Genomic DNA, 12,180 nt, shown 5'->3' with positions numbered 1-12,180 from the left:
GTAATAGAATATTATTGAAAAATTTGTTAATGTAATAGAGTAGAAAACTTATAAAAAGAGAGGAAGTGACGTGCTTCGATTTTCATTGAAGCAGAAAAATGAAACGCATATATTTAGGGCTACTAAGTGCAATGTTGATGTTTTCAATTGTATTAGGGGGAGCAACGAGCGGATACGCATTCCAAACGACAAATGATTCTTATCCTGTGTCACAAGGAGTGAAATATTCGAATTATACATATACGCAGTCAAAAGTAAATCATTTGCAAGTTGATTTATCAAATCCGTATACAAAATTAACGGTCGGTTTACCATCACCGATTAACTCGGTAATGACGACAACAGATCAAGCAAATCGTAATTCTAAGGAAGGAAATCGCGTAGTTGGTGCGATTAACTCAAACTTCTTCAATATGGGAGACGGGTACCCTCTTTATTTATTATCGCAAAATAATGCGATTATTACACCGAGTGTTATTTCTTCATCAAGCTCAAATTATGTAAATCAGCCAATTGCATTCGGTATTACAGCAGATGGCAATGGCGAAATTGCTTATTACAATAGCAATATCGTTGTAAACTATAAAGGTGAAAATATTAAAGTAAGCGGCTTAAACGTTAATCGTGGTACAGATCAAGCGGTCGTTTATACACCACAGCATCATAGCTCACAAACGCCAAATGGTAGTAAAGGTATGGAGTTTATCGTGGAAACAGGCAATACAATTGGTGCTACTCGCTTTGGTCAAACAATGACAGGAAAAGTAACTGCAATTCGTGGCTATGGCGATGAAAAGAAGGCCAAAATTCCACGTAACGGCTTTGTTTTATCATTTAACGGTTCAAAATGGGGCGATAAATTCCGAGACATTAAAGTGGGCGATGATATTTCTGTATCCTTCACGATTGATGATCGTTGGATGGATGCCCAATTTATGATGGCAAGTGGTCCATTACTTGTTATGGATGGCAAAGTCAATTTAACGATGGATGCGAATAGCTCGCGTGCAAAAGAAATAGCACCACGTACAGCGGTTGCGATTAGTAAAGATAAAAAGACCGTTCATTTAATTACAGTAGATGGGCGCCAAGGCTCTAGTAAAGGGATGACGCTAACGCAGTTTGCCAATTATTTAGTACAGCTAGGGGTGGACCGTGCCATTAATCTTGATGGTGGTGGTTCGACAGCGATGGGTATTCGTAAATATGGTAGCAACACAGTTGTATTAGCAAACGCTCCATCTGGCGGCTCACAGCGTCGCGTATCAGGCATTTTACAGGCAGTTAGCACTGGCACAACTGGTACTGCTGCAACGATGAAGGTAACACGTGACCAAGTAGGCTCTTTATTAGTAGGGGCAAGCGTTAAGCTAACACCTGAATATGTGTTAGATGAGCACTACAATCCACTACCAGTGAATGCAAGCAATTTTACGGTGACAGCACAAAATGGTCATGTTTCAGTAAATGGTCTTAGCTTTACAGGTGTGAGTGCAGGCAGTGAGCGTGTAACAGTAACAAATGGTGGCGCAACACAAACAATGACATTTAATGTTTTAGATGCACCAACAAGCTTAAAAATCTCTGCGCCTGCAACAACGATTGATCCTGGCGCATCCTTGCAATTAAAGGCGACAGCAACAGGACAAAACAATGAGAATTTAATTTATTCTCCATCGCAAATCGAGTGGTCTGTTGATAGTGCGTATGGTACAATTTCACCAACAGGCTTATTCCAATCGAATGGTAAGCTTGGCAAAGTAGCGATTAATGCGAAGCTTGGCACAAAAACAGTGACGCAAGAAATTGATGTAAAACAATCATTTAACCAACAAGTATTTGCGATTTCAAACTTTGAGAAGTCTGGTGAATGGCGTGTAGAAACAGCGTTAACAACAGCGAAGGCGACGTTAGAAAACGCAAAAACAATCGGTAAGCAAGGCAGCTATTCAATGAAATTAACGTACGATATGACTGGTAACCAAGAAGGAACAGCAGCAGCTTATTTACGTTTAAATTCATTAATTCAATTACCAGCAGAGCCAATTAAGCTTGGTGTCTGGGTATATGGTGATGGCAATGGCACATGGCTACGCGGTCAAATTCGTGACATCGCAGGCGGTAAGCATACAATTGACTTCACAGAGGAAAATGGCCAAACATGGACAGGCTGGAAATATGTTGAGGCAAGCATCCCGAAAGATGTACCGAAGCCAATTTCATTAGAATCGATTTATATTGCACAGCCAACTGTAGCGAAGCAAAAAGCAGGTACAATATACTTTGATAAGCTACAAGCGATTTATTCATCAAACTATGAAGAAGCACCGTTCACAGATATTAGTGTGAAGCATAACTATAAAAAAGAGATTCAATATTTAGTGGAAAACGGCTTAATTAACGGCTATGGTGATGGCTCATTTAAGCCAGAGCAAGCATTAACACGTGCACATGCTGCTGTGTTATTGACACGTGCATTAGGCTTAGATACGAAGTCGGTATCAAATCCCGGCTTTAAAGATGTAGCGACAAGCCACCCTTACTATAAGGAAATTGCAGCAATTGTCAATGCCGGTATAATGAATGGAACGGGTCAAACTACATTCGATCCAAATGCCAAGCTAACACGTGCGCAAATGGCTAAAATTTTAGTTGTTGCTTATAATTTAAAAGGGACAACGACAACAAAATTCAAAGATGTAAATCCGCAGCATTGGTCTTATGACTATGTGCATACATTGGCATCGAATAAGATTACAACAGGCTATGAGGATAATACATTTAAGCCAGGTGTGGAAGTGTCACGCGTTCATTTTAGCTTGTTCCTATATCGAACAATAACAAAATAAAAAATTGAAGGTTACTCGCAAAGTAGGCTATTGCTGCTTTGCGGGTAGCCTTTCTTGCTTAATTGAAACATGCAATATAAAAATAATTGATAGCCAATTGAAAAAGCCATTAATTTACCTTACTATGTTTAGTATAGTAGTAGTATATTTTAATTTGATTCAGAGGAAGTCCCTCACTTTGATAAGGTGGGCTGATAGGTGTTCAAAAGACTACTTTAATTAATAGGGAGGGCCAAACTTCCCGCTGATTCAAGTTAAGCTTCTGCGGGATATCTCACAGATTTTATAAACTGAAAGGAGCACATAGTCAAAGCAATATATATTTTTATAATGAATCTAGGGAGGGACATAATGAAAAGAAAGCAAAGTATTCCATTAAAGTTATCTTCTTTAATTATAGGTGTATTTATTTTATTGTTTATTACTTATTTATTAATCACAGGAATAATTATTAAAGGTCAAAATGCGAGCGATGCTGAAAATTTAACATTAATTACAGCAGAGCAAGCTACGTTAAAAATGGGTGAACGTTTTAAAAAGACCAATACAGTGTTAGCAACAACAAAGTCAATGATAGAAAACTTAAAAAATAATAATGACCTTTACACAGATGATGTGTTAGAGATGGTTACTTCTAATTTACAAAATAACGTGGATATTATAGGTGCTGGAGCTGTGCTGGAGCGTGGGGCGTTTGAAGTAGATTCATCGGTAGAGCAGCGCTATGTTGATTCACAAGGGCGCTTTATCCCGTATTTAGCAAACGAAGGTCAATCTATTACAACGACAATGCTAAACGATTTAGATGATAAAGTAGCCTCTGCATGGTATTGGATACCAAAAGAGCAAAAGCGCATGACATTAGTTGAGCCCTATCCATATGAGGTGAACGGGCAAACGATAGCTATGACAACGATTGCTGTACCTTTAATTGATGCAAGAGGCAATGTATTCGGCGCATTAACTGCTGATATTTCAATCGAATATTTAAATGAATTAATTGTAGCGGAGACGCCAAAAGGTGGCTATGCAGCAATTATTTCAGATGCTGGTGAGCTTGTGACAAATAGCTTTGGAGACAGTGGCGGCAATATCGAGGAGTATAGCAATGTCGTATGGGATACGATTAAGCAACAAATTGTAAATGGTGATACTGCGAGTCTATACACATACTCTGAATACTTTGAGGATGATGCTTATACAATTTATAAGCCGATGGTATTAGAAGGCATTGATGAAAAATGGGCTGTGCAATTAATATTGCCAGAGTCTGTAGTTTTAGAACAGTATAACCAAATATTAATGATAGCAATTATTTCTGCTATCGTGATTATTATGGTCATGGCACTAATTAGCATTTGGTATATTTATAAGCAGCTTCGTCCATTGAAGTATTTACGAGCATCTATTGAGGCGGCTGCATCTGGTGATTTAACACAAACAATCGATCCGAAATATATTAAATACGATGAAATTGGTACCGTGACGATGGCTTATAACAATATGATTGAGCAAACAAGTGGAATTATTCAAACGGTGCAAAATTCAACACAGACATTAAATAATGCAACTGAGCATGTGATGAATTCATTTAATGAAATTACTGCCTCTAGTGTTGAGGTAGCAACAGCAATTGATGAAATTGCTCAAGGGACATCGAAGCAATCCGAGGATACAGAAGAAACGAACTATCGTATGATGGATTTATCAGATGAAATTGATTCGCTATCAGGTATTTCTAATAATATGGACGAGCTGTCACAGCAAACGCAAGAGACTATTTCAAATGGTATGAATGAAGTAGTGAGCTTACGTGAGCATAATACAAAAACGAATGAAATGAACAAGCGTATTCAGCAGCAAATGCATGCTTTAGCAGCTGACATTTCAAATATTAATAATATTATCGCATCGATTCAAGGCATTACAGAGCAAACGAACTTACTTGCATTGAATGCCAGCATTGAGGCTGCACGGGCAGGGGAGCACGGCAAAGGCTTTGCTGTCGTAGCTGAGGAAGTACGCAATCTAGCAGAGCAATCAAAGAAGGAAACGGAAATTATTCGTCAAACAGTTGCAGGCATTCTAGAAAACTCAAGACAAACTGTTGAAGTGATTGATTCCAATGCACAATTGTTAGAAATGCAAAATGAATCTGTTCAAAGCACAGAGCAAGCATTTAAAAATAATAGCGAGCTCACACTAGCAATTACGACTGCTATCGCTAAATTAAAGGAGCAGCTTGAAAATATGCTAGAGCATAAAAACCAAGCAACAATGGCGATTCAAAGCATTTCAGCTATTTCTGAGCAAACAGCAGCATCTGCTGAAGAGGTAAGTGCAACCGCACAATCACAGCAAAATGAGCTATTTAATGTTTCTCAAGTAGTTATGGATGTAGAAAGAACAACGAAGGAACTGCGCGAGGCGATTCAACGATTTACATTGAACAAATAAAAAAGTGTTGGGAAAATGAAAGTTTTCCCAACACTTTTTTAGGTGCCAGGCACACACACAATTTCCACACAATTCAAAACGACATTTATGCTATACTAAACGATAGAACAAATTGAAGAAAAAAGCGTCATGATATGTAGATAGATTGAAATAAAAAGGATGAATGTACACGTGAAAATAGGAATTGTCGGTAACTACGGAAATGATAATAATGGGGATGAGGCGATTTTATTAAGCATTATTCGCCAGCTTGAAAAAGCCTTTCAAATAGCCACTGAAAATATTGTTGTATTTAGTAATAATCCAAAGCAAACAGCACAACGCTACAATGTGCAAAGCTATCCGCTTTATCATAAAAATGGTAACGCACCAAAAACGTTTTTTAAAACATATCGCGAAAACTCGAAAATCGTCAAAACATTGGATTTTGTTGTCATTGGTGGTGGCGGTATTTTAATGGATTTATATAAACGTGAGGCACCTCTTTATGGCTCTTATGCGATGATGGCTAAAAATGCAGGCGTGCCATATGTTGTTTATGGCTGTGGTGCAGGACCGTTGAATACAGGGCTTGGTAAATGGTTTATTCGTTATATGGCAAAGCATGCACAAAATATTTCAGTGCGTGACCCACAGTCAAAATCATTGCTGGCATCTATCGGTGTAAAGAGCGATGTTCATATTATTGGAGACCCTGCTTTTAGCCTAGAGGTAGAGCGTGAACATTATAGTGAGGCGCCTAAAAAAATTGGTGTGACAGCTGTTCCATATTATAATGCATCATACTGGCCAACAGGGGATGAGGAAAAATACCATCATTACATTGCAGGTATGGCAAAAAACTTAGACCGTGTCATTAAAGAGCAGAATGCTGAAATTACATTTTTCGCAACGAAATATCCACAGGATGCCGATGTAACGAAGGATATTCAAAAGCTAATGAAGCATGGTGAGCGTACTGTAATCATTGACGAAAACTGTCCGCCGCAGCGTATTTTAGAGCTAACAGCTTCATTTGATGTGTTAATTGGGACACGCCTTCACTCACTTATTTTAGCAACGGATACGAAAACACCGATTATTGGCGTATCATACCATGTCAAGGTCAATGACTTTTTACAAATGGCAGGGCTGGGCGATTATTCATTAGCAATTGATACATTGCATGAGCGCGATGATTATTTCAGCACATTATTCAATCAATTGCAGGAAGATTGGTCAGGCGCACAGGCGCTAGCAAAGGCAACAAATGATGCCTTCAAGGAAAAATCTGCTCTTGGTCTGAAGCTTTTACAGGCAGGTGCAAAGCGATGAAAAAAGCGTTAATCATTAGCAATATGTACCCAACAAAGGAGCATTTAGCTTATGGTGTTTTCGTCAAAAATCAAGTGCAGCAATTAAATGAGGCTGGCATTGAAACATTGCTTGCAGTAAATGACAACCCTGCAACAGGTAAAAAAAATGTGCTGAAAAAATATGCGAAATGGGCGTTGAATGTGCTAGCTACATTTCGTAAAAATAAACGTGATATTAGCCTAACGCATGCACATTACGTTTTTCCAAGCGGCATGTTTAGCTATTATTTAAAAAAACGCTATAATGTGCCCTATGTTGTGACAGCACACGGTGGCGATATTAATAAAATGGCGAAGAAAAGCGCCCGCATTCAAGGCTATACGACAAAAATATTGCAGCATGCAGACCATGTTATTGCAGTAGGTGAGGAGCTAGCACAAACAATACAGCAAGATTATGGCATTGAGCCTACACGCCTTTCTGTTATGAGCATGGGCATTGACCGCAATATATTTAAGCTTGGGGACAAGCAGCAAATGCAACAAGAGCTTGGTATGGATTGTGAGCGTACAAACTTCTTATTTGTTGGCAATATTATTGAAGAAAAAGGAGTGTCAGAGCTGATTACAGCGTTTCAGCAGTTGGAAGAGGGCACAGCTACGCTTTATTGCATTGGCTCGACAAAGGATGCAAGCTTTACGGCAAAGATGAAAGCCTTAGTAAAGAGCGAGCATATTCATTTTATGGAGCCGATGCCACAAGCGGAGCTAGCACGTTATTTCCAAGCTGCAGATGTATTTGTGCTGCCATCCTATATTGAAGGGCTGGGACTAGTTGCATTGGAGGCGATGAGCTGTGGCACACCTGTCATTGCATCAAGCGTCGGTGGCTTGAAGTATATGCTAGCAGATGGTGCGGGTGTGCTTGTGCCACCGAAAGATGCTGCTGCATTACAGCAGGCGATGGAGCAAGCGTTAAATGGCTTAGATATTAACGAGCAAAAAGTGCGGGAACTACTAATAACGCATGATGCACAAAATATTGTGAAGCGATTAAAGGAAATTTACGCGAACGTGGAATAAACTTCGAAAAACGTGGAATAAAATCCTGAAAACGTGGAATAAATCATAAAAAACGTGGAATAAACCCACAAAAACGTGGAATAAATTTAAAAAACATGCCAAAGATAAGGATTGATGAAGGGTGAACCGCATTTTAAAAATTGTCGGAGCAGTAGCGGTTGTTAATATACTTGCTCGGCTGTTTGGTTTTTTGCGTGAGGTCATTATCGGTACGCAGTATGGAACGACAGAGCTTGCTGCAAGCATTATTAATGCCTACACAATCCCAAACTTTTTATATTTAGTTATTGGTGGAGCGTTTACGACCGCCTTTATTTCGATTTATCATAAAACAACAGCAGCGCGGACGGAATATATTAGACGAACATTTACAACCATTTTCGTGTCGATTGCGATTATTTCATTATTATTTATCGTCTTTACGGAACCAATTTTACAACGGTATTTCCAAGTGTCAGCAGGTGAGGAATATGAGCGCTTGAAGTCGCTTTATTATTGGATGATGCCATCAACAATTATGCTTGTATTGTCGACATGGCTAAGTGGTGTTTTAAATGTGCAAGGCAAGTTCCATTTGTCGAGCTTTTCTGTGCTCATTTACAATTTATCCTTTTTAATTATTTCAGTTGGGCTATCATTTATTATCGGACCAATTGGGTATGGTGTGGGGGCATTGCTTGGAGCTGCCTGTATGTTCTTTTTCCTCGTGTTTGGTGTACGTAAAGCGGAGCATATGTCATTCAGACCAATGCTGCCTAATACAGAAGACCAGAAGGAGCTTTGGAAGGTTGCCTTACCGATTATGCTTGGTGGCGCAACGGCACAAATGTATATTTTAATTCAGCGCTTCTTTACGAATATGTTAGATGTAAGTGCAGTATCTGCGGTGAACTATGCGACAAAAATGTCACAGTTTCCACAGGCAATTTTAATGACAGCTGTAACGACGGTTATTTTCCCATTGCTTAGTAAAAAAGAGGGCGAGGGAGATATGGCGGCTGTTAAAGGACTATATTTACGTGGATTGCGCCTGCTTTACATATTAGTCATGCCGATTTCCGTTTATTTTTATTTCCAAGCGGAGCCGATTGTGCGTATTGTCTTTGAGCGTGGTGACAAATGGGATGCGGCATCGACAGCAATTACATCACAGCTGCTTGTAATTTTTAGTATAACAATGTTTTTCCTTGCAGCGAATATGTATGTGACACGCTTCTACTATGCTAAAGGCAATTCCATGACACCTGTTATTTTTAGCTTTATTACCGTGTTTGGTGTAAATATTGCAGTGATTCAGCTAATGATTGGGGAATATGGGGCAGATGCAATTGCATGGGGAACAGTTGTTAGTGCGGCAGTAAACTTCATATTGCTTGTTGCATGGCTACAGTGGAAATATAAGCTGAAGCTTGTGGACGGCAATCTACTACAATTTATGAAAATGGTTTGCTTAACAGTTGGCTATATTGCGATTACATGGCTTGTGACAGCATATATCCAAATTGATTTTATTTGGGCACATGCGATTGTGACATTTATTGTCACAATGTTAGGTTATGCGTTATTATTAATAGCCTTGCGTTTCTCAGAGCTACAACAAATGATTGTTAAAGTGAAAAAGAAAGTATTAAAAAAGTAAAAAAATAGCTGAAGAAAGTATCTCATAGCTATCAAATTTAACTGATTGTCTTATTTATGTGACAATCAGTATTTTTTAAACAGATTTATGAATAAAATGGAAAAAACACAAATATATCAGAGAACTCGCAAATAAATCCGAAAGGCAGTAGAGAAAACACCGATTTTCTCTACTGCCCTCTTTAATTGACTGTAATATGCATATACTGCCCTTTTGCCTTAGCTGTTGGCGGGATAAGGAGCATATATTGCGTATTTTTAACAAGTGGCTTTGTAGGTGTGATAATGAGCTGCTTGTTTTTTTGTGTTACTTTAATTGGCACAGTGTTGTCGCCAAGCGCAATAAGCTCCACTTTGTTTGTTGTCACAGCCTTGCTGTAAGTTAAAGTGAAGGAGTTGCCTTCCTTTACTTTTGTAGCCTTTAAAGCCTCATAGTTTTTGAATTTGTTATTAACAAGTGCGTCGAAATGTGCTGTCATAATGGGTGTAGTCGTTGCAATATGTGGACTTACACCTACTTCATTAATTTTACTGCCAGTTGGACCAGAAAACTTCCCAATTGTTAGCTTTAAGTAGCTGCCATCGGAAAGCTCGAAAAATCCTTGCATTGTGCCTTTACCATATGTTTTTTCACCATAGACAACAGCGGACTTTTGATCCACTAATGCTGCAGCGAGCATTTCAGAGGCACTTGCGCTAAAGCGATTGACAAGTACACGCGTATCCTTTGGAAATTTGATTGGCTGATAAATGGAATTATACGTCATTGTGCCAGCTGTCGTTTGGAGCTTATAAGCATAGGGCGACTTTGGGAACATGCCGATTAATTCCTCGGCAGCTGTTACGTAGCCACCGCCATTATCTTGGACATCTATAATAAATGTCGTTGCGCCCTGTGATTTTAGCTCATTAAATGCTTTTTTGACAAGCTGTGCTGCATCCTCTGAAAAAGAGCTTAAATGAATAAAGCCTACATTTCCATAAAGCAGCTTTGTTGTTATATTCGGTATACTAAATGGCTGACGCACAAGCGTTATATTTTTTGTTTGCCCATTACTCAGTATACCAAGGCGTACGGATGTATTTTGTTCACCCATAATCAGAGATGTCGCTTCTTGAACCGACATGGAAACAGTAGACTGCCCATTGATGCTTACGATAATTTGCCCACTTTTCACACCAGCTTTATATGCGCTACCTCCCTTGATCACTTCTTGAATTAAAATACCTTTATCATGCTTTTCCACAACAACACCGATACCAACAGAAGTCATTTCAATGGAATTAATATATTGTTCGAATTCTTTTGCAGTGAAGAAAGTTGAATATGCATCAAGCATATCCATTACTTCTTCAATTGATGTCGCTTTGTTTAAATTTCCATTGATATTGCCAACATATTCTTTGTTAATAATGTGCTTCACTTCATCTAACGTATTTGCATTTGCTGTGATTGGTAGTAATAAAAAGAAGCTAAAAAGCATTGCCTTTAATAAATTTTTCATGTGCTTCACACCCTTATAAGTAGATTAAGCATTGCGATATTTCTTTTGAACACTGTAAATCATTAAGCCAAGCAATGTTGCGATGCAGGCGGGAATAATCCAACCGATGCTTTGCTCATACAATGGAAGCTTACTTATTATACTCTCATACATATTTATTTGAATGCCCATCGTCTTTAAACCATCATAAATACTAATGGCAGCTGTTACAACTAAAGGCAATCCGTAAACGAGTGAGCTATGCTCAAAGCGATTTGCGAATAACGCTAATAGCATCAGCACGATGGCAATTGGATAAATAGCAAGTAAAACTGGTAATGAGTATGAAATAATTGATTCTAAGCCAAAATTAGCAATTCCTAAGCCAAGTAATGTAAATACAATTAAAAAAACTTGATAGGAAACACGTGGGAATAGCTTGTTGAAAAATGACGCGTTCGCTGATAGCAGCCCGACAGCTGTTGTTAAGCAAGCTAAAATGATTGTTGCAGCTAAAATGACACTACCTGCCTTGCCAAAAAGGGCCTTCGTTGCTTCAGCAATGATGACACCACCATCTTTGTGGAAGCCGATGACACTTGTACTTGTCACACCAATATAAGCAAGTGAGATGTAAACAAATGCTAAGCCAAGCGCTGCGACGATGCCAGAGAATATAACGATTTTAATTTGTGCCGCTCTATCCGTTAAACCGCGACCATTTAATGCTTGGACAATAACGATGCCGAATACAAGAGCAGCAAGGACATCCATTGTTAAGTAGCCTTGGATAAAGCTTTCAAAAAACGGTGAAGTTTGATAGTGTCCTTGTGCTTCCCCAATCGGGCCAAGCGGCGTAATCACACTTTTTAAAGCAAGTGCTAAAATAATCAAAAGTAGAGCGGGTGTTAAAATTTTCCCGATACGATCTACTATTTTTGTTGGATTGAATGCTAAATATAACGTGATTGCGAAAAATATTAATGTTGTGATGAATAGAGCAAGTGGGTTTCCTGCCATTTGCTGTGATAGAAACGGTGCTTTAATGCCGATTTCATAGGAGACAGCTGCTGTTCGAGGAATCGCAAAAAATGGCCCAATTGATAAATAAATAATGGATGTGAAAATAAGCCCGAAAAGCGGGTTTACTTTACTCGATAGCTCATACAAATCTCCTCCGCTTTTTGCCACGGTGATAACACCGATAAGTGGCAATCCAACGCCTGTTATTAAGAAGCCAATCATGGCGATGATAATGTGCTCTCCAGCTTGCTGTCCTAATAATGGAGGGAAAATAATATTTCCTGCCCCTAAAAATAATGCGAATAGCATGAAACCTACAACGAGGTTTTCACGAAAAAACTTCATGGTAAT

Annotated in this window: 7 protein-coding genes; 5 read left to right on the top strand and 2 right to left on the bottom strand. The window is 38.8% G+C overall.

Translation table 11 applies throughout. The annotated features are described in order from the left end of the window. Positions 1-98: 98 nt before the first annotated feature. The 5 genes from M3Z76_RS04125 (at position 99) to murJ (ending at position 9,323) form a co-directional block, all read left to right on the top strand. Positions 99-2,849: an S-layer homology domain-containing protein gene (locus M3Z76_RS04125; protein ID WP_293926935.1), complete on the top strand. Its 2,751-nt coding sequence runs from the start codon at positions 99-101 to the stop codon at positions 2,847-2,849. Between the two features lie 351 nt (positions 2,850-3,200). Then, positions 3,201-5,306, top strand: a complete 2,106-nt coding sequence (locus tag M3Z76_RS04120; RefSeq protein WP_293926933.1) for a methyl-accepting chemotaxis protein — start codon at positions 3,201-3,203, stop codon at positions 5,304-5,306. A gap of 171 nt (positions 5,307-5,477) precedes the next feature. Next, positions 5,478-6,620 (top strand): polysaccharide pyruvyl transferase family protein, encoded by a 1,143-nt coding sequence (locus tag M3Z76_RS04115; protein WP_293926930.1) that lies wholly within the window; start codon positions 5,478-5,480, stop codon positions 6,618-6,620. Then, positions 6,617-7,684, top strand: a complete 1,068-nt coding sequence (locus M3Z76_RS04110; protein WP_293926927.1) for a glycosyltransferase — start codon at positions 6,617-6,619, stop codon at positions 7,682-7,684. The genes M3Z76_RS04115 and M3Z76_RS04110 overlap by 4 nt, the downstream gene beginning before the upstream one ends. A 121-nt stretch (positions 7,685-7,805) precedes the next feature. After that, positions 7,806-9,323, top strand: a complete 1,518-nt coding sequence (gene murJ / locus M3Z76_RS04105; RefSeq protein ID WP_293926924.1) for a murein biosynthesis integral membrane protein MurJ — start codon at positions 7,806-7,808, stop codon at positions 9,321-9,323. Between the two features lie 181 nt (positions 9,324-9,504). Here murJ and M3Z76_RS04100 read toward each other — a convergent pair whose 3' ends face one another. Together M3Z76_RS04100 and brnQ are read right to left on the bottom strand one after the other, a co-directional pair. Then, entirely contained in the window at positions 9,505-10,827 is a 1,323-nt protein-coding gene (locus tag M3Z76_RS04100) for a S41 family peptidase (RefSeq protein ID WP_293926921.1), read from the bottom strand. 24 nt (positions 10,828-10,851) lie between these two features. Next, entirely contained in the window at positions 10,852-12,174 is a 1,323-nt protein-coding gene (gene brnQ / locus M3Z76_RS04095) for a branched-chain amino acid transport system II carrier protein (protein ID WP_293926918.1), read from the bottom strand. Between the last annotated feature and the right edge of the window lie 6 nt (positions 12,175-12,180).

The sequence above is a fragment of the Metasolibacillus sp. genome, from assembly GCF_025291715.1.
Lineage (GTDB): Bacteria > Bacillota > Bacilli > Bacillales_A > Planococcaceae > Metasolibacillus > Metasolibacillus louembei.
This window is presented reverse-complemented; position numbering and strand designations above follow the sequence as displayed.